The organism is Arthrobacter sp. P1_D12, from assembly GCF_056406175.1.
Map to the genome: position 1 here is coordinate 65,325 of NZ_JBFUAR010000027.1, position 16,490 is coordinate 81,814.

The window sequence follows — 16,490 nt, forward strand, 5'->3', positions numbered from 1 at the left end:
TTGTCTGTCATCACTGACGCTACTGGCACCCTCCGACAAAGTTGTCGGGAGAACCACTTATGTGGAAAACGGTCTGAAAAAAAGCATATCGCTATCCGAACAGATATTCGAACAAGCGGGCGGCGTGTCAGGCGTCAGCGGTGCTCAGCCGGCGTCAGCGCGACGGCGCGGGCGTCAGCAGGCGTCAGCGGGGCCCGGTGGTGTCACGGGGTTTGACGTCGCGGCCCAGGCGGCGTTCCGGCGGAACGTCCTGGACGTCGCACAGGGCAAGCCACACCTGGCGCGGCGGAATGCCGGCGCTGAGGGCCTGGTCCGCGGTGCGGCCTCCGACCCCAGCCAAGACCAGCGAATTGCTCAGGACGCGGGAGTATCCCGCGCCGAACTCGTCGTCCATAAGCCGCCAAAAGTCACTGATTCGCACGAGTAAAGTCTCTCACGGCCGGGGACTCTAGAATGGTTGCCATGAGCAACCCAACTGAGTCCGCGGGAGATCCCGCTCCCGATACCGCCGGCGCGGACGCCGCCCTGGACGCCGTCGAGAACCAGCTGAGTCTGCTCTGGCGCCGGGGCCGGTCGATTTCCCACCAGCTCTCGCGCCAGGTCCACCCGGACATGGAACCCGCCGCTTACGGGCTGCTCAGCGTGATCCGCAAGCAGGGTCCCATCAGGCTGACCGACCTCGCATCCTGCATCGGCGTCGGCAAGCCTTCGGTGAGCCGGCAGATCGCCTTCCTCGAGGGCCTCGGGCTGGTGTCGAAGGAGGCGGACCCGCTGGACGGCCGGGCGCAGGCCATCCGTTTGACGTCCGAAGGCGAGGAAAGGATGCACCAGGTCCAGGACGCACGGCGTGAGGTGTTCCGGGAACGCCTGGCGGAATGGCCGGCCGAGGATCTGCAGGCTTTGGCCATGTACATGGCCAAGCTCAATGCCACCTACGAGCGCGACGGTTTCCCCCGGGACGAGCACGCCTGACTCCCCCACCGGGAACCCTGGTCACCGAAACACGTCAAAGGACCTCCGGCCTGGGCCGGAGGTCCTCTTTTGTGTCTTAGGTCTTAGGTGAGTGGGCGAGCTAGCGCGCTCCGGAAAGGAGGCCCTTGGCCAGCTCGTCGGAGAGATCGGAGTTCAGTTCCCGGTCGAGGTCGCGGCCATAGCGCTGCGCGAACTCCTGGGGAACGGTGTCCGGAACCGCGACGCCCTCGGCGACCGCGACGCGGTCGCTGACTTCGCGGAGCATGCTCGAAAGCGGAACATCGAGGGCCGAGCAGATCGAGGAGAGCAACTCCGAGGAGGCTTCCTTCTGGCCGCGTTCCACTTCGCTCAGGTAGCCCAGGGAAACGCGGGCACTGTGCGAGACTTCGCGGAGCGTACGGCCCTGGCGCTGGCGGACATCGCGCAGGACATCACCGATTTCGTGACGTAGTACAACCATCTTGCGCTCCTTCTGTTCGCTCTTGGCCTGATCGGCGAGGCCCACATCCTTCCAGCGGACAACGCCGTTTACGGATACGGGCTGCTTTACCATCTGTATCGCCTTGCTCCTCGTACTGTCGAGTCCGCCGGTGGGGGCGGACTCTGCTGATGTTTTCATCCTAGGCGCCTCCCTCATTTGGAAGCGACACAATGTAACAACTATTCGGAATCAACTTTTGTTCCCGGCAACTTTACGCCCGGTAGCCTTCGGAAGATAGGGCCTCCAGCAGACGCTCCAACGCGGCGCCGCACGCAAGTGCGCGGATCTCGGCACGGCTGCCGTCAAAGGAATAGGGGTACGACGTCGATCCTTCCGCCGTGGCGATGCCGACAAAGACCGTGCCCACCGCTTTGCCGTCGTGCGGTTCGGGACCGGCAACGCCGGTGGTGGAAACGCCGATATCGGCGCCGCAGATGCGGCGCGCCCCGTCGGCCATGGCTGCGGCTACCTGGCCGTCCACGGAGCCGACGGCGTCGAGCAGCTCAGCGGGGACGCCAAGGACGTCGGACTTGACCCTGTTGGCGTAGGACACCACGCCGCCCTGCAGCATCCCGGAGGCGCCGGGCGTGTCGGCCAGCACGGCGGTGACCATGCCGGCGGTGAGCGATTCGGCAGTGGCGGCGGTCAGGCCGCGGCCGAGGGCGCCGGTGACGGCCTGCTCCGCCAGGCGGTGCAGATTGGGGTGCAGGTTGGGGTGAAGAACGGGGTCCGGCTGGTTCATGGCTTGTTCTCCCTTGAACGTTGTTTCTCTGCCTTGATGCCGGCGGACCGCAGCTTGAGCGCCTCAATGACGTATTCGCCGCCCGTCCATAGGGTGATGGCCAGGGCGGCCATCATCACGATGAACGCCACGACGCCCAGCCACGGGGCAAGGGACGCCAGCGGAAGGACGTAGAGGAAGATGGCCGCGGTCTGCACCACCGTCTTGAGCTTTCCGCCGCGCGAGGCCGGGATAACGCCGTAGCGGATGACGAAGAAGCGCAGCGCGGTGATGCCCCACTCCCGGACCAGGATCAGGATGGTGACCCACCAGGGCAGTTCCTGGAGCAACGAGAGCATGACCAGCGCGGAACCGATCAGGAGCTTGTCGGCGATCGGGTCCGCAATCTTGCCAAAATCGGTGACGAGGCCGCGGGACCGGGCGATGTCGCCGTCGAGCTTGTCCGTGTAGATGGCGACCGCGAAAACGAAGGCGGCCGCCCAGCGCCAGACGCCGTTCTGGGCCTGCAGCCCCGGCGCGTCGAGGAGCAGGAACCAGACGAAGAACGGCACCAGCACTATCCGCAGCATCGTGAGGACATTCGGCAGGTTCCAGATCCGCGAGGCGGATCCGGCGTTGGCTTCGGCGCTATTCACCTTCCTAGGCTACCTTCTGCGCTACCGGCCGGTGAGCGACCAGGCGTCCTCTGAGCCGTCCTCGTCGCCGGAACCGCCGTCGGCGCCGTCATGGTAGTCGATCGCCTGGGTGCGGTTCTCCAGATCCGCCGCCACGAGGTCCTCGGCGTAACCGCCCTGGGCGATGTTCGCGTTGGCGTTATCGCTCAGCGCCGCGGTCTGCGAGTCGGCGGACACCGGACCGTCCTGCCCCTTCATCGCGGCCAGCACGGCGGCGAGGTCATCGGGCTTGACCAGCACGTCGCGCGCCTTGGAACCTTCGGAGGGCCCCACCACTCCCCTGGACTCAAGCAGGTCCATGAGACGGCCGGCCTTCGCGAAGCCGACGCGGAGCTTGCGCTGGAGCATCGAGGTGGAGCCGAACTGTGTGGTGACCACGAGCTCGGTTGCCTGGAGCAGGACCTCGAGATCGTCCCCGATGTCGTCATCGATCTGCTTCTTCTGCGCCTCGGGCGCGACGTCATCGCGGTAAACGGCCTTGAGTTGGCCCTTGACGTGCTCGACGACCTTGTGGATCTCGGACTCGGTGACCCAGGCACCCTGGACACGCATGGCCTTGGAGGCCCCCATTGGCAGGAACAAGGCATCGCCCTGGCCGATGAGTTTCTCGGCGCCCGGCTGGTCCAGGACCACCCGGGAGTCGGTGACAGAGGAGGTGGCGAAGGCCATGCGGGAGGGCACGTTGGCCTTGATCAGGCCGGTCACGACGTCGACCGACGGGCGCTGGGTGGCCAGGACCAGGTGGATGCCGGCCGCACGGGCCAGCTGCGTGATGCGGACAATCGAGTCTTCGACGTCGCGCGGGGCCACCATCATGAGGTCGGCGAGTTCGTCCACGATGACCAGCAGGTACGGGTACGGCTTGATGACGCGCTTGGAATCCACCGGCGGGTGGACCTTGCCGGCCCGGACAGCCTTGTTGAAGTCATCGATGTGCTTGAAGCCGTAATTGGCGAGGTCGTCATAGCGGGCATCCATTTCCCGGACCACCCACTGCAGGGCCTCGGCCGCCTTCTTCGGGTTGGTGATGATCGGGGTGATGAGGTGCGGGACCCCCTCGTAGGCCGTGAGTTCCACGCGCTTGGGGTCCACCATGACCATCCGGACCTCGTCCGGGGTTGCCCGCATCAGGATCGAGGTGATCATCGAGTTCACGAACGAGGACTTGCCGGCACCGGTGGCGCCGGCCACGAGCAGGTGCGGCATCTTGGCCAGGTTGGCCACGACGTAGCCGCCCTCGACGTCCTTGCCGACCCCCATGACCATGGGATGGTCGGTGCGGCGGGCGTTCTGGCTGCGGAGCACGTCGCCCAGGGACACGGTTTCGCGGTCCGTGTTGGGGATTTCGATGCCGATGGCCGACTTGCCCGGGATGGGGCTCAGGATGCGCACATCCGAGCTGGCCACGGCATAGGAGATGTTCTTGGACAGGGCGGTGACCCGTTCCACCTTGGTGCCCGGGGACAGTTCGATTTCGTAGCGGGTCACTGTGGGGCCGCGGCTGAAGCCGGTGACCTGCGCCTCCACGTTGAACTGGTTGAGGGTCTCGGTGAGCGAGGCGACAATCGCGTCGTTGGCCTCGGTGCGTTCCTTGGGGATGGAACCGGGTGTCAGCACGTCCGACGCCGGCAGGGTGTAGGTGACGTCGCCGGCCAGGGAAAGCTGCTCGGTGCGCTGCGGAATCGGGGTGGGCAGCGGTGCGGGCGCGACCGGGTTGGAGGGGACCTTTGCGGCCGCAGCGGCGGCATTGAGCGATCCCGCGGCCACCATCCCCGGAGTGACCAGCGGGATGGCCTCGGTGGCGTCGCCGCCGGACTCCGCCGCAGCGCCGGCGGATCCTGCCGTGCCGAGCCCCTGGGCGGCTTTGATCTTTTCGACGGCGATCTCGGCCTGGGTGGGACGGCGGACGCCGGGCGCGACGTCGGGCGCGGCGTCGGCCGCGACGCCAGAGCGCGCCTTGCCCCTCGTGCCCTTGGCCGGAGGTGCGTCCGCTGCTTCCTCATCTGCGATGAGGGCGCGTTCGAAGGCCTCGTCGCCGACGTAGCCTTCCAGGCCGGACTCGTCGTCGTGGTCCTTGCCGAAGAGGCGCTTGCGCTTCTTCCTGGGCGGGGCCGGTGCGTCGTTCTCGTACAGGTAGCTGCGGTCGTGGCGGTCGCCGCCGTCGTCGTCTTGCAAGTCGATGCCCATCAGGTGCTCGTAGGCGTCGCGCAGGCGGCCAGGGATCGCGCCGAAGGGCGTGGCGGTGACGATCAGCAGGGAGGTGAAGGCCAGCAGGCCGTAGACCGCGACGGGGACGGCGGTGTGCACGGCGGCCAGCGGGGCGGCGGCGAGGTAGCCGAGCATGCCGCCGGCCCGGCGCAGGCCATCGAAACCGTCGGCGACGGTCGGCTGGCCGCCAATGATGTGCGCCAGCCCGGAACCGGCGAACGTCATGATCAGGAAGCCGATGCCGACCCGGTTGTTGCCGCGGCCGTCGTCGGGCTGGCGGAACAGCCGGAAGGCGCACACGAACAGCATGAGCGGAAGCAGCAGGGCCATCCAGCCGAACGTGCCGTTGACGATCGCAAACACGAGGTCAGGGAGCCAGCCCTGGAACCCCCACCACGCGAAGGTGGCAACGAAGACTCCCAGGGCCAGGTTGAACAGGGCGGCGCCGTCGCGGCGGTCCTCGGGGGCGAGGTCGCTGACGTCGTGGCCGACCCGCCGGATGCCGGCGCCGATCACGTGGGCGATGCCCAGCCAGGCACCGGCCAGCAGCCTCACCACCCAGGGCTGGTGCGGCTCAACAACGGCCAACTGCCGGGTCCGCGCGGTGGCTGTGGTTCTACCTGCGGTGCCACCTGCGGCTCCCCGCGGCCGGGCGGATTTGGATGCGGCGGGACGGGACCCCCGGCCGGGAGAACTGCCTGATTTGCCGCTTGAGTTTCCTCTAGGCGCGGAAGAAGTACGAGTCGCCATACCCGCCACGGTACCGGATGCCGGGCCGAAAACCCCGAATTTCCGGGCGCCCGGGATCATGTTGCCGCCACCACCAACGGGAACGGCCTCCCCCGCCTCCCGCGGCKCTGAGGCKGCGGGTTGGCGGGGAAGGCCGTTGACCAGGCATGCGCCGGGCGGTGTGAAGGGCTCACGCCCGGTGAACCACCTGAGGCTTACGCCCGGTGAACCACCTGAGGCTTACGCCTCAAGGACCACCGGGATGATCATGGGCTTGCGGCGGAGCTTGCGGTTGACCCACGTGCCGACGACCCGGCGGACGACCTGCTGCAGCTGGTGCGTCGTGTGGTCCGTGCGGTTCAGCACGGCTTCTTCGAGGGCCTCATTGATCTTGGGGATGATCTCGTCGAAGACGGAATCATCCTCCGCCACGCCGCGGGCGTGGATTTCCGGCCCGGACACCACCTTGCCGGTGGCACGGTGGATGACCGTGATGATGGAGATGAAGCCCTCATCGCCGAGGGTCTGGCGGTCCTTGAGGTCTGCTTCGGTGACCTCGCCGACGCTGGAGCCGTCGACGTAGACGAAGCCGACCTCGACCTGGCCGACGATGTCGGCCTGGTGGTCGCGCAGGTCGATCACGCTGCCGTTGTCCGCGAGCAGGATGCTTTCCTCCGGCACGCCGGATTCGAGGGCGATCTTGCCGTTGGCGATGAGGTGGCGGGTTTCGCCGTGCACCGGCATGGCGTTGAGCGGCTCAAGGATGTTGTAGCAGTACAGCAGTTCGCCGGCGGCAGCGTGGCCGGAGACGTGCACCTTGGCGTTGCCCTTGTGGATGACGTCGGCGCCGAGCTTCAGCAGTCCGTTGATGATGCGGAAGACGGCATTTTCGTTGCCCGGGATCAGGCTGGACGCAAGGATGACGGTGTCGCCCTCGCCGACGACGACGCGGTGGTCGCCGTTGGCCATGCGGGACAGGGCGGCCATGGGCTCGCCCTGGGAGCCGGTGGACATCAGCACAACCCGGTTGTCCGGCAGGTTGTCGATGTTCTTGATGTCGACCAGGATCCCGGCCGGGACCTCCAGGTAGCCCAGTTTCGCGGCGATGGCCATGTTCCGGACCATGGAGCGGCCCACGAAGGCAACCTTGCGGTTGTGGTTGGCGGCGGCATCGAGAACCTGCTGGACGCGGTGCACGTGCGAGGAGAAGGAGGCGACGATGATGCGCTTGGAGGCCTGCCCGAACAGCCGGTCCAGGGTGGGTCCGATTTCCTTCTCGGCGGTGGTGAACCCCGGGACGTCGGCGTTGGTCGAATCCGACATGAACAGGTCCACGCCTTCTTCGCCCAGCTTGGCGAAGTGCCGGAGGTCGGTGATGCGGCCATCCAGCGGCAGCTGGTCCATCTTGAAGTCACCGGTGTGCAGGACGGTGCCGCCCGAGGTGCGGAGGAACACGGCCAGGGCGTCCGGGATGGAGTGGTTGACGGCGATGAACTCGCATTCGAAGGGCCCGTACTTCTCGACCTGGCCCTCGACGACGATCTTCGTGTTCGGCTTGATCCGGTGTTCCTGCAGCTTGGCCTCGATGAGGGCCAGTGTCAGCTGTGAACCGACGATGGGGATGTCGGCGCGCAGGCGCAGGAGGTAGGGGACGGCGCCGATGTGGTCTTCGTGACCGTGGGTCAGGACTACCGCGACGATGTCCTGGAGACGGTTCTCGATGTAGGAGAAGTCCGGCAGGATGAGGTCGACGCCGGGCTGGGTCTCTTCGGGGAAGAGGACGCCGCAGTCAACGATGAGGAGCTTGCCATCGATCTCGAAAACGGTCATGTTTCGACCGATTTCCCCGATTCCGCCGAGCGGTACGATCCGCAGGGTGTTCTTCGGGAGGCGGGGCGGCGTGACAAGGCCGGGAAGGGCGGTTTGGGTCATAGTGCACTACTTTCCAGGCTGAAGCCGGGCTGGTTCTTAACCGTCAGGATTGGCTCCCGATCAGGAAAAGACCATCCCCGCTTCCGCCAAATCCTCGCGGATGGTTGCGATCTCGGCCTCGCCCGGCTCCACGAGGGGCAAACGGACAACCGAGTTGGGCAGGACTCCCTGCCACTTAAGAACCTGCTTGGCAGCGACAGCACCCTGAATGTGGGTCATCACTGCGCGGACCACGGGGTCCAGTTCGAAATGTAGGGTGCGGGCGGTAGCAAAATCGCCTGCAAGTGCGGCATCGATCAGCGCACGGAATTGCCGCGTCGCGACGTGCGCGGAGACGCTGACCAGCCCGACGGCGCCGGCGGCCATCCACGGCAGCGTGAGGCCGTCGTCGCCGGAGTAGACATCAAGATCGGTGTTCGCCAGGACGCGCGTGACGGCGTTGAAGTCGGCCTTGGCATCCTTGAGGGCGACGATCCTGGGGTGGTCGGCGAGCCGGATCATGGTCTCGGGCAGGATGGGCACGCCAGCGCGGCCGGGGATGTCGTAGACCATGACGGGGAGGTCGGCGGCGTCGGCCACGGCCTCGACGTGCGCCTGGATACCGGCCTGGCTGGGCTTGTTGTAATACGGCGTGACGATCAGCTGGCCGTGCGCTCCGGCCTTGGCGGCGCGCTTGGCCATCTCGATTGAGTGCGAGGTGTGGTTGGTCCCGGTCCCGGCGATGACCTTGGCGCGGTCGCCCACGGCCTCGACGATGACGCGGAAGAGCTTCTCTTTTTCGTCGTCCTCGAGCGTGGAGGTCTCCCCCGTGGTGCCGGAGATCACGAGGGCGTCATTGCCGTCGTCGACGAGCTTGCTCGCCAGTTCCGCCGACTGCAGGTAGTCGACCTCACCGTCCGATGTGAAAGGCGTGACCATGGCAGTCACGAGGGTCCCGAACGTGTAAGAGCGAATATCAGAGTCAGCCATATGAAAAACGTTACCTTGTCTGCGGCATGTTAGGACAATGGCGGCGGTGTGACGAACGTCAAACTCGGCGGCCGTGCGTCACGTTTCGGCGGCCCGGCCGGACTCAGGGCCGCCGAAACCGCGCCAGCACACTGTATTGGAGACTCGCGGTCAGCACCTCGGTGCCGGTGCCGGCCGCCTGCCGGAGCGGGAGCCCGTCAGGACCCCAGAACCCGCTCAGGCCACACGAAGGGCCGAGCGGCGTGGCGCCCGCCAGGTTCGCCAGGACGGAGAACATCCGGTTGTCCATGGCCCGGGCGCCGAGATGCAGTGCCAGCCGGTGGTCTTCGCCGGCCGTGTAGAGGGCCGAGACGGCATAGATGTCCGCCCCGGCGTCCGCGGCCCATTCCGCATGGCCCGGGCGGGCTGCGTCGAAGCAGATCGCCAGGGCGACCTTCCAGCCGTCGATCTCCAGGACCGCGGGATTCCTGCCGGCCACGAAGAGATCCCGCTCCGGTCCGTGCAGGTGCGTTTTGAAGCTGGCCTCGATGGAGCCTGTTGGATGGACCGCGAGGGCGGCCAGCCGCGGCGTCCCGTCCGCGTCTTTGAACGCTGCACCGACCACGGCGGTCATTCCGGTGCGCCGGCAGATTTCCCGGATGCCGTCCAGCCGCCGGTCAGCCGCGCTCAGCCACTCCCCGGGTCCGTCCAGCAGGTCCAGCCGGTACCCCGTCAGCGAGAGTTCGGGAAAGATGACAAGCCGGGCTCCATGCGACTCGGCGTCTTCGATCAGCCGGATGTGCTCGGGCACGTTGGCGGCAACGCCACCATCCAGGGCCTGGTATTGGACGGCGGACAGCGTCAGCGCGGTGATTGAGCCAGTGGTCACCCTGCCATCCTATGCACTCCCTCTTTCTCCGGAGGGAGCCGAAGGTGCCGAGCAGTAGCGCCCGACGGCGGTTTCGCGAAGGGCCTCCGCCCAGGCGGCCAGACGTTGGGCCGCCCGCACGTAGTCGAACAATTCGGTTGGAGTGAGGGCATCGAGGTCCGTCTCGGCCAGCCGCCGCGCCAGCTCAGCTCCCGGCGGTACCGCGGCCAGCGCCGCCCCCTCCTTCCCCCACTGGACGTCCTCGGCCGGCTCCCCGGCGACCAAGCGCCGGAAGAGGAAGTCCACCACGCCCGGGCTCATGGCTTTGAGGACGCCGGCCGCCGGCTCGCCACGCTTTGTTCTTCCACCAGGCGTCGCGCTGGTCCATTGCGGGCCCGACGGATCCGGGCCCGGAAAATGTCGGCTTGTGGAATCCCGGCCGGTGAATTCGGGCTTCAGGAAGGCTGGCTCTGGGGCGTCGTTCATGCGCCCATCGTATTCGAACATATATTCGAATTCAAGGGCTGCCCGGAGAAGGATCGGGGCTGCGGGCAGGCCGAAGATGAGACGGTCACCGGACCGATCGTGAGACGATCAGATGATGACGGCGCGCGGAATGACTACGGCTTCCCGGACCGTCCGGGGCACTCCCCCCGGCGTCCGGCTGGCCGGTATCGACGCCGCGCGCGGCCTCGCCCTGCTGGCCATGATGGCCACCCACGTGCTGGCGACCTTTGAGCCGGACCAGCAGCTGACGCCCACCTGGATCGGCCTGGCGTTTTCCGGACGGGCAGCCGCGCTGTTCGCCGTGCTGGCCGGAGTCGGACTCGCCTTGTCCACGGGGAAACAGCAGCCGCTCGAGGGCGCCGAACTGCGGGCGGCCCGCAGAGGCATCGCCTTGCGGGCGCTCGTGATCGGTGCCGTCGGGCTCTCCCTGGGCGGGCTGGAAGTCAACATCGCGATAATTCTGGTCCACTACGCCCTGCTGTTCCTGTGCGTGCTGCCCTTTATCGGGCTTGGGCTGAAACGCCTGGCCGCACTCGCGGCCCTCGGGATACTGGCTGCCCCCGCCCTGGCCTACCTCCTGCGGCCGTGGCTGCTGTCCGCCGATCCGCCCCTGCGGCTGGGGCACAACCCAAGCTGGGAGGATCTGGCCACGCCGGCAAGGCTACTGGGCGACCTCTTCCTCACGGGCTACTACCCTGTCCTGCAGTGGATCGCTTATCTCCTCGTAGGGCTGGTGATCGGCCGGATGGCGCTGTGGAAAGCGGCCGTGCCGTTCCTGCTCGTTGCTGCCGGCACGGTGGTGGCCGTCATGTCCAAATGGCTGGGGACGCTCATGTTGGAAGACTGGGGTGGCAGGCAGGCCCTTCAGGCGCACATCGGCGATCCCGCCTACCCGCTGGAGAGCCTGCTGCAGGTCAACCTGGCCGGCATCGACCAGTCAGGCTCAGTGTGGTGGCTGGCCACGAGTGCACCGCACTCCGGCGCCACGCTGGATCTGTTGCACACCTCGGGGGCCGCTGCCGCCGTGATCGGCCTGTGCCTGCTGCTGGGCCGGCTGGGCGACTGGCTGGAACTGGATCTGCTGCTGCCGCTGCGCGGAGCCGGGGCCATGACGTTGAGCCTCTACACGGCTCACCTGTGCATCATGGCCGCCCTGCACGACCAGCCCTTGATGCCGGGCTGGACCGTGGAGGGTGTGTACTTCGCGCAGGCTGTCGGGGTGCTGGTGGCCGGCGGAGTCTTCGCGGCCATGGCGTGGCGCGGGCCGCTGGAATGGGCGACCCATGCGGCCAGCCAGGCCGGCCGCCACCGGCCGGCTCAAGTCCGCCGGCCTCGACGCGTGCGCTAAGGTCCGGCGCTAAGTTCCGCCGCCGGGCCCGGCGCGGTCCACAGGCCGTCCGCCGAGCACGGGCCCACCGGCCTGCCGCCAGGTCCGGCACGGCCCACAGGCCTTCCGCACAGCGTCCGGCTAGTTCTTCTGCGCCCCGGCGCGGAACATCCGCACGGCGTCGCGCATTGAAGCGCGGGCGCGCTTGCGGTCTCCGGCAGCATCGTACGCACAGCTGAGCCGGAACCAGGAACGCCAGTCCTCGGGGGCGGCTTCGGCCTCGGCGCGGTACTTCTCAAATTCGGCGTCTGCGGCTTCGCGGATGATCCGGCCGGCGGGCGTGCGCGGCAGCGTGTCCTCCGGCAGGCCTCCCTCGGCTTCGAGGATCTTTGCCAACCGCTCAGTGCGGGCACCAAACAGCAGTTCCCGGATCAGGGCCCAGGCCCCGATGACCGGCAGCACCAGGTAGGCGACGCCGATCGCCTTCGCCACGAGGCTGGGATCGGACATCAGGAGCACGGAACGTTGAAGGGACACCACCAGGTAAAACACGAGCAGCAGGGTGACGGCCCCCACCCAGATCTTGGTGCGGTTCGCTTTCAGGGCAGTCAAGGCAGCGGACATCGGGCTCAGAGTCCCAGGTCCAGGTAGCCGTCGAGTCCCACGGTGAGACCGGGGTGAGCGGCGACGCTGCGGATCCCCAGCAGCACCCCGGGCATGAAGGACGCACGGTCAAAGGAGTCGTGGCGGATGGTCAGCTGCTCCCCCGGCCCGCCCAGCAGGACTTCCTGGTGCGCGACAAGACCGGCCAGCCGGACACTGTGGACCCGGATGCCGTCGACGTCGGTGCCGCGGGCACCGGCGAGTTCCGAAGTGGTGGCGTCCGGGCTGGACGGCACGCCAGCCTCGGAGCGCTCGGCCGAGATCAGCTGTGCCGTGCGCACGGCCGTGCCGGAGGGCGCATCGACCTTGTCCGGGTGGTGCAGCTCAATAATTTCAACGGATTCGAAGTACTTGGACGCCTTGGCGGCGAAGGCGGAGGCCAGGACGGAGCCGAGGGCGAAGTTCGGGGCGATCAGGACGCCGACGCCGGGCCGGTTGGCGAGGAGTTCTTCCAGGCCCGCGAGCCGGCCGGCATCCCAGCCGGTGGTGCCGACCACGGCGTGCATGCCGTGCTCGACGGCGAAGCGAACGTTCGCCTCGGTGCTTTCGGGGACGGTCAGGTCCACCACGATCTGCGCGCCGGAGCTGACAAGGGAGTCGAGGGGGTCGTTGCGGCCAAGGGCCGCGACGAGCGTCAGGTCCGCGGCGGCGTCGATGGCCTTCACGGCCTCTGCGCCCATGCGCCCGCTGGCGCCCAGCACGGCGACGGAGAGTTGTTCGGTCATGCCATCAACCCTACCGCCGGGGCCGCTGCGTTCCGGAACCGGCGGCGCTTGGTTACAGGGCCGCCGTCGGGGGCGACAGCCTGCCCGCCACGCGGCGTGAGCAACGGTCCGCGGGGGCCCGGGCCCGCCGGCTCGATGGGTCACACGCCGACCCAGGCCTGTCAGGCTGGATTGACGCCCGGCGCCTGTCAATCTAAACTGACAGGCATGGAGACTGACGACCTGTCCGCGCATATTCATTCACTCGACCCCGCCGTCGGTCTGCGGGCGGTCGGCGCCCTCCATCGCCTGGCAGAACAGGTCGAGGCAGCGCAGGTCAGAGCTGCCCGACAGCAGGGATGGACCTGGGAGCAGATCGGTGACGCCCTGGGCGTCTCGCGGCAGTCCGTCCACGCAAAATACCGAGAGTGAGATCAAGCCATGTTTGAACGATTTGCCGACGACACCCGAAAAATCATTGGCTTCGCCATGGACGAGGCCCGCTGCAGCGGCGACAAGCGGCTGGGCACGGATCATCTGCTGCTGGGGGCGCTCCACGATCCTGGTCCCGCCGGCCTTCTGGGTGTCACGCTCGATCAGGCTCGGGCCGCGGCGGCGAGGCTTGACCGCACGGCACTCGCGTCAATCGGTATAGCTGCCCACGGCTTTGAGCGCGTCCCCATGCCCGGCCGGGGGAAGAAGCCGCCCTTCAGTTCGGGCGCCCGGTCGGTAATGGAAGGCATGCTTCGGTACGCCACGGACCAGAAGTCACGACAGATCACCACCGCGAATCTGCTGCTGTCGCTGCTGGACCGCGAGGAACACGATCCGGCAGCCGTGCTGCTCAAGGAACTGGGGGTCGACCGGGCGGTGGTCCGGCGCAGGGTTCTTTCCTCCTGATCCGGAGCCGGCTTCCGGTCACCACTGCCTCTACTCTCCGGCGCCGACCCACTCCACAGTGCCGTCGGCGAAAAACTGTTCCTTCCAGATCGGCACCTGGGCCTTGATCCGGTCGACGAGTTCTGCACATACGGCGAAGGCCTGGCCGCGGTGGGCCGCCGAGACGGCGCACACCAGGGCCGGATCGCCGATCTCCAGCATGCCGATCCTGTGGGCCGCCCAGATCCGCACCGGCTGCCGCCGGTCCCGGGTGGCGCCGGCGCCACCGGCGGCATCCTCCGGAGATCCGCCGGGCACGGCATCCCCGGCCGGGACCGAGTGCTCCGTCACAAGCCCGGCGACGACGTCGGCCATCACCTGGTGCGCCGTCGGGTGGGCGCTGTAGCTGAGCCGGGAGACCTGCTTGCCGCCGTCGTGGTTGCGGACGACGCCGCTGAAGCTGACCACCGCTCCTGCCGTGTCCGACTCCACCGCCGCGATGGCCTGCTCCACCGAGATGGGTTCGGCGCTCAGCACGGCATGCACGATTTCAAATCCGGTATCAGTGCCCATGGCTGCCTTCCAGTTGGTCGCAAAGGTGTCCAAGAATGGGATCCAGCACGGCCAGGCCGTCCATCACGCCTTTCGGGGATCCGGGCAGGTTCACGATGAACGTCTGTCCAGCTGCGCCCGCGTGTCCCCGGCTGAGCATGGCCATCGGAGTCTTGGCCGTTCCGGCGGTCCGGATGCCCTCCATGATGCCCGGGATTTCCCGATCCAGCAGGGGCAGCGTCTGTTCTGGCGTTGCGTCCGTGGGGCTCAGCCCGGTGCCGCCGCTGGTGATGATGACGGCCGGCTGCTGGCTCAGCAGGGCCCTCAGCGCGGCCCCGACCGGCGCCCCGTCCGGCACCACCATGGCGGGGAACGGCTCGAAGCCGTGCTCGGTGAGCCAATCGATGATCACAGGACCCGTGAGGTCCTCATAGACACCGGAGGCCGCCCGTGTGGAGGCGATCACGACACCGGCCTTGCGGCCCGTGGCTTCGCCGTGGCGGTGGGGTTCGGGCATGTTCATAGGGTCCAGTCCCCGCTCTTGCCGCCGCTTTTGGCGAGCACCTTGATATCGGTCAGGACCGCGTGCTTGTCCACGGCCTTGATCATGTCGTACACGCTCAGTGCCGCGACCGTCGCCGCAGTCAGGGCTTCCATCTCGACCCCGGTGACGCCGCGGGTCTTGACCGTGGCGAAGATTGTCACGGCGTCGGTGTCGAGCTCAAAATCGATGGTGACCTTGGCGATCGGCAGCGGGTGGCACAGCGGGATCAGGTCCGGCGTCTTCTTGGCCGCCATGATCCCGGCGATGCGGGCCACGGCCAGGGCGTCGCCCTTCGGGAGCTCACCGCCGCCGAGGAGGGACAGGACCTCGGCCGTGCTGCGGACGGTCGCGGTGGCCGTGGCTTCCCGGGTGGACTGCGCCTTGTTGGACACATCCACCATCTGGGCCGTGCCGTCGTGGCGGAGATGGGTCAGGCGGGTGTTGCCCACTGCTCCGTTGTCCACTTCGCCGTTGTCCGCTCCGCCGTTGTCTGCTGGTGTGGCATCCGCTTCGGGGTTTTCTACATCGTTCACAGGATCCATACTTCCACTTCGTCGCCCGCTGCGAGCGCCGCTGTTCCCTCCGGCACGTGGACCAGGGCGTTGGAACGGGCCAGGGCATGGACCAGGTGGGATCCCGCGCCGCCCTCCAGCCTGACCGTGCCGTCCGGAGCCAGTGTGCCGCGGCGCACCTGGTGCTTGCCCGCCGGGGATGTCAGCGGTTCGGCGAGGCGCGCGCGGACGGCGGGCCGGGGGGCCGGGGCGCCGAACAGTTCTGTGAGGACCGGGCGCAGGAACATTTCAAAGGACACGAGGCAGCTCACCGGATTACCCGGGAACCCCAGCACAGGGACGCCGTCGAAGCTGCCGATCCCCTGCGGGCCGCCGGGCTGCATCGCCACGGCGCCGAATTCGACGTCGTGTCCGGCCATTGCCTGCCGGACCACCTCGTAGGCACCTTTGCTGACGCCGCCGGTGGTGACGATCAGGTCCACGGCGGGGGCATGCCGGCGCAGCAACGCGGCGAGCTCATCCGGCTGGTCCGTGGAGACGCCGGTCCGTGTGACCTGGAGCCCGGCCTGGCGCATGGAGGACTCGAGCAGCGTGCCGTTGGAGTCGAAGATCTTGCCCGGTCCCAGCGGGCTGCCCGGTTCCACCACCTCGTCGCCGGTGGTGACCAAGAGGACCCGGAGGGAGGGATGGACGGGCACCTCCGTGTAGCCCATCGCCGCCAGCAGTCCCAGCTGACCGGGGCCGAGGAAGGTCCCCGCGCCGAGGGCGAGCTCGCCGGAGCGGATGTCGCTGCCGGCGTCGCGCACGAACGTTCCGGCGGCGGCGGCCGGCAGGTGGACCGTGGCGGGCTCCCCCGGCACCGGGAAGGAATCGGGCACGGCCTGCTCGATGGGAACGACGGCGTCGGCCCCGGCCGGCATCATCGCGCCGGTCATGATCGGGGCGGCCGTGCCGGCGGCCAGTTCCGCCGGTGCGGCACCGGCCGGGACGGGCGCGACGACGCGCAGTTCCCTGCCGCCGTCGGGCACGTCGGCGCTGCGGACCGCGAAGCCGTCCATCTGCGAGTTGGCGAAGGGGGGAAGGTCCAGCGGCGCCAGGATGTCGGCGGCGATCCCCCGGCCCAGGGCTTCGAGCAGCGGGAGCCGTTCCACCCGCCCCTCGGCGCGCAGGGGGGCCAGCAGGGCCCGCACCTTGTCCCGGTGCGCTTGAACGCTGACATGCCTTGTCTCGGTGCGGTGCATGCGTTTC

At 68.0% G+C, this 16,490-nt stretch carries 19 protein-coding genes; 4 read left to right on the forward strand and 15 right to left on the reverse strand.

The annotated features are described in order from the left end of the window. Nucleotides 1-184: 184 nt before the first annotated feature. Nucleotides 185-421 carry a DUF3046 domain-containing protein gene (locus AC1DZV_RS18760; RefSeq protein ID WP_028277227.1) on the reverse strand — a complete coding sequence of 79 codons (237 nt, stop codon included), beginning with the start codon at nt 419-421 and terminating at the stop codon, nt 185-187. A 41-nt stretch (nt 422-462) separates the two neighbouring features. Between AC1DZV_RS18760 and AC1DZV_RS18765 the strand changes: the two genes are divergently transcribed. After that, nucleotides 463-972, forward strand: coding sequence for a MarR family winged helix-turn-helix transcriptional regulator (locus AC1DZV_RS18765; RefSeq protein ID WP_028277226.1), 510 nt, complete (start codon nt 463-465; stop codon nt 970-972). A gap of 100 nt (nt 973-1,072) precedes the next feature. On the opposite strand, the gene AC1DZV_RS18770 is transcribed toward AC1DZV_RS18765, so the two are convergent. The 8 genes from AC1DZV_RS18770 to AC1DZV_RS18805 all read right to left on the reverse strand — a co-directional run bounded on the left by AC1DZV_RS18770 (nt 1,073) and on the right by AC1DZV_RS18805 (nt 10,040). Further along, nucleotides 1,073-1,525 carry a helix-turn-helix domain-containing protein gene (locus tag AC1DZV_RS18770; RefSeq protein ID WP_018774460.1) on the reverse strand — a complete coding sequence of 151 codons (453 nt, stop codon included), beginning with the start codon at nt 1,523-1,525 and terminating at the stop codon, nt 1,073-1,075. 139 nt (nt 1,526-1,664) lie between these two features. Continuing rightward, nucleotides 1,665-2,195: a CinA family protein gene (locus AC1DZV_RS18775; RefSeq protein ID WP_476950520.1), complete on the reverse strand. Its 531-nt coding sequence runs from the start codon at nt 2,193-2,195 to the stop codon at nt 1,665-1,667. Further along, nucleotides 2,192-2,830 (reverse strand): CDP-diacylglycerol--glycerol-3-phosphate 3-phosphatidyltransferase, encoded by a 639-nt coding sequence (gene pgsA / locus AC1DZV_RS18780; RefSeq protein WP_028277224.1) that lies wholly within the window; start codon nt 2,828-2,830, stop codon nt 2,192-2,194. The genes AC1DZV_RS18775 and pgsA overlap by 4 nt, the downstream gene beginning before the upstream one ends. 21 nt (nt 2,831-2,851) lie before the next feature. Continuing rightward, on the reverse strand, nt 2,852-5,827 hold the full coding sequence (locus AC1DZV_RS18785) for an FtsK/SpoIIIE family DNA translocase (RefSeq protein ID WP_476954341.1): 2,976 nt from the start codon (nt 5,825-5,827) through the stop codon (nt 2,852-2,854). Between the two features lie 219 nt (nt 5,828-6,046). Continuing rightward, a complete protein-coding gene (locus AC1DZV_RS18790; protein ID WP_028277222.1) occupies nt 6,047-7,738 on the reverse strand; it encodes a ribonuclease J in 1,692 nt (563 codons plus the stop codon). A gap of 60 nt (nt 7,739-7,798) precedes the next feature. After that, nucleotides 7,799-8,707 (reverse strand): 4-hydroxy-tetrahydrodipicolinate synthase, encoded by a 909-nt coding sequence (dapA, locus tag AC1DZV_RS18795; protein ID WP_476950523.1) that lies wholly within the window; start codon nt 8,705-8,707, stop codon nt 7,799-7,801. Nucleotides 8,708-8,810: 103 nt separating this feature from the next. After that, nucleotides 8,811-9,575 (reverse strand): carbon-nitrogen hydrolase family protein, encoded by a 765-nt coding sequence (locus tag AC1DZV_RS18800; protein WP_476954342.1) that lies wholly within the window; start codon nt 9,573-9,575, stop codon nt 8,811-8,813. A 9-nt stretch (nt 9,576-9,584) separates the two neighbouring features. Continuing rightward, the gene (locus AC1DZV_RS18805) at nt 9,585-10,040 is read right to left on the reverse strand and encodes a hypothetical protein (protein WP_476950525.1); all 456 of its coding nucleotides are present in this window, start codon (nt 10,038-10,040) and stop codon (nt 9,585-9,587) included. Nucleotides 10,041-10,155: 115 nt separating this feature from the next. Between AC1DZV_RS18805 and AC1DZV_RS18810 the strand changes: the two genes are divergently transcribed. Then, complete coding sequence (locus tag AC1DZV_RS18810; protein WP_476954343.1) at nt 10,156-11,409, forward strand: heparan-alpha-glucosaminide N-acetyltransferase domain-containing protein; 1,254 nt, start codon at nt 10,156-10,158, stop codon at nt 11,407-11,409. Between the two features lie 120 nt (nt 11,410-11,529). Here AC1DZV_RS18810 and AC1DZV_RS18815 read toward each other — a convergent pair whose 3' ends face one another. Then, the gene (locus tag AC1DZV_RS18815) at nt 11,530-12,012 is read right to left on the reverse strand and encodes a hypothetical protein (protein WP_459384309.1); all 483 of its coding nucleotides are present in this window, start codon (nt 12,010-12,012) and stop codon (nt 11,530-11,532) included. Nucleotides 12,013-12,017: 5 nt separating this feature from the next. Continuing rightward, nucleotides 12,018-12,776, reverse strand: coding sequence for a 4-hydroxy-tetrahydrodipicolinate reductase (dapB, locus tag AC1DZV_RS18820; RefSeq protein ID WP_476945687.1), 759 nt, complete (start codon nt 12,774-12,776; stop codon nt 12,018-12,020). 207 nt (nt 12,777-12,983) lie between these two features. Here dapB and AC1DZV_RS18825 point away from each other — a divergent pair, with 207 nt between their 5' ends. Further along, nucleotides 12,984-13,187, forward strand: a complete 204-nt coding sequence (locus AC1DZV_RS18825; RefSeq protein ID WP_026266610.1) for a helix-turn-helix domain-containing protein — start codon at nt 12,984-12,986, stop codon at nt 13,185-13,187. Nucleotides 13,188-13,196: 9 nt separating this feature from the next. Continuing rightward, complete coding sequence (locus AC1DZV_RS18830) at nt 13,197-13,655, forward strand: Clp protease N-terminal domain-containing protein (RefSeq protein WP_476954344.1); 459 nt, start codon at nt 13,197-13,199, stop codon at nt 13,653-13,655. 30 nt (nt 13,656-13,685) lie between these two features. Here AC1DZV_RS18830 and AC1DZV_RS18835 read toward each other — a convergent pair whose 3' ends face one another. Genes AC1DZV_RS18835 through AC1DZV_RS18850 form a run of 4 tightly spaced genes read right to left on the reverse strand, consistent with a single transcriptional unit; the run spans nt 13,686 to nt 16,483 of the window. After that, nucleotides 13,686-14,207 (reverse strand): molybdenum cofactor biosynthesis protein MoaE, encoded by a 522-nt coding sequence (locus AC1DZV_RS18835; RefSeq protein WP_476954345.1) that lies wholly within the window; start codon nt 14,205-14,207, stop codon nt 13,686-13,688. Further along, on the reverse strand, nt 14,197-14,709 hold the full coding sequence (locus tag AC1DZV_RS18840; protein ID WP_028277212.1) for a MogA/MoaB family molybdenum cofactor biosynthesis protein: 513 nt from the start codon (nt 14,707-14,709) through the stop codon (nt 14,197-14,199). Before AC1DZV_RS18840 ends, AC1DZV_RS18835 begins: the two co-directional genes overlap by 11 nt. Further along, nucleotides 14,706-15,272: a cyclic pyranopterin monophosphate synthase MoaC gene (moaC, locus tag AC1DZV_RS18845; protein WP_476950529.1), complete on the reverse strand. Its 567-nt coding sequence runs from the start codon at nt 15,270-15,272 to the stop codon at nt 14,706-14,708. The genes AC1DZV_RS18840 and moaC overlap by 4 nt, the downstream gene beginning before the upstream one ends. Next, entirely contained in the window at nt 15,260-16,483 is a 1,224-nt protein-coding gene (locus tag AC1DZV_RS18850) for a molybdopterin molybdotransferase MoeA (protein ID WP_476950530.1), read from the reverse strand. The genes moaC and AC1DZV_RS18850 overlap by 13 nt, the downstream gene beginning before the upstream one ends. Nucleotides 16,484-16,490 lie beyond the last annotated feature (7 nt).

Excerpts from the sequence above, each read along its gene's own strand:
- AC1DZV_RS18765 (WP_028277226.1), top strand. The coding sequence starts at position 463 with ATGAGCAACCCAACTGAGTCCGCGGGAGATCCCGCTCCCGATACCGCC.
- AC1DZV_RS18770 (WP_018774460.1), bottom strand. The coding sequence starts at position 1,525 with ATGGTAAAGCAGCCCGTATCCGTAAACGGCGTTGTCCGCTGGAAGGAT.
- AC1DZV_RS18775 (WP_476950520.1), bottom strand. The coding sequence starts at position 2,195 with ATGAACCAGCCGGACCCCGTTCTTCACCCCAACCTGCACCCCAATCTG.
- AC1DZV_RS18785 (WP_476954341.1), bottom strand. The coding sequence starts at position 5,827 with ATGGCGACTCGTACTTCTTCCGCGCCTAGAGGAAACTCAAGCGGCAAA.
- AC1DZV_RS18790 (WP_028277222.1), bottom strand. The coding sequence starts at position 7,738 with ATGACCCAAACCGCCCTTCCCGGCCTTGTCACGCCGCCCCGCCTCCCG.
- dapA (WP_476950523.1), bottom strand. The coding sequence starts at position 8,707 with ATGGCTGACTCTGATATTCGCTCTTACACGTTCGGGACCCTCGTGACT.
- AC1DZV_RS18805 (WP_476950525.1), bottom strand. The coding sequence starts at position 10,040 with ATGAACGACGCCCCAGAGCCAGCCTTCCTGAAGCCCGAATTCACCGGC.
- AC1DZV_RS18810 (WP_476954343.1), top strand. The coding sequence starts at position 10,156 with ATGACGGCGCGCGGAATGACTACGGCTTCCCGGACCGTCCGGGGCACT.
- AC1DZV_RS18815 (WP_459384309.1), bottom strand. The coding sequence starts at position 12,012 with ATGTCCGCTGCCTTGACTGCCCTGAAAGCGAACCGCACCAAGATCTGG.
- dapB (WP_476945687.1), bottom strand. The coding sequence starts at position 12,776 with ATGACCGAACAACTCTCCGTCGCCGTGCTGGGCGCCAGCGGGCGCATG.
- AC1DZV_RS18825 (WP_026266610.1), top strand. The coding sequence starts at position 12,984 with ATGGAGACTGACGACCTGTCCGCGCATATTCATTCACTCGACCCCGCC.
- AC1DZV_RS18830 (WP_476954344.1), top strand. The coding sequence starts at position 13,197 with ATGTTTGAACGATTTGCCGACGACACCCGAAAAATCATTGGCTTCGCC.
- AC1DZV_RS18835 (WP_476954345.1), bottom strand. The coding sequence starts at position 14,207 with ATGGGCACTGATACCGGATTTGAAATCGTGCATGCCGTGCTGAGCGCC.
- AC1DZV_RS18840 (WP_028277212.1), bottom strand. The coding sequence starts at position 14,709 with ATGAACATGCCCGAACCCCACCGCCACGGCGAAGCCACGGGCCGCAAG.
- moaC (WP_476950529.1), bottom strand. The coding sequence starts at position 15,272 with ATGGATCCTGTGAACGATGTAGAAAACCCCGAAGCGGATGCCACACCA.
- AC1DZV_RS18850 (WP_476950530.1), bottom strand. The coding sequence starts at position 16,483 with ATGCACCGCACCGAGACAAGGCATGTCAGCGTTCAAGCGCACCGGGAC.